Origin of the sequence: Psychrobacter proteolyticus, assembly GCF_038155145.1 — a bacterium.
Classification (GTDB): Bacteria; Pseudomonadota; Gammaproteobacteria; order Pseudomonadales; family Moraxellaceae; genus Psychrobacter; species Psychrobacter proteolyticus_B.
The window spans coordinates 1-265 of record NZ_JBAKAY010000034.1 but is presented as its reverse complement, the minus strand read 5'-3'; the positions used below and the strand labels follow the sequence as shown (position 1 = coordinate 265).

The window sequence follows — 265 nt, the reverse complement described above, 5'->3', positions numbered from 1 at the left end:
TTTTCAGCAGATTCAAAGACAAAATTTACTTTTTGATAATTAATTATTTGAATGTCTTTGATATCACTTAGATAACTTCGAATATACATGGGGCCTTTGTTCAATATGGCCTCAAAAGTCGCTTTGACATCGCGACTGGTTACACCCGACCCATCCCATAAACGAGCATTAGGATTGAGATGATAGATAATCGAGCTTGTATCGTCTGGATCATATGTTACTTTCCTTGCCAACTGTGGATACATGGTAATTGCTTCATTTAATG

General features: G+C 36.2%; 1 protein-coding gene. It reads right to left on the bottom strand.

Translation table 11 applies throughout. The annotated features are described in order from the left end of the window. On the bottom strand, window positions 1-265 hold a 265-nt coding region (locus V6252_RS12900), incomplete at both ends, for an ABC transporter substrate-binding protein (RefSeq protein WP_341610719.1).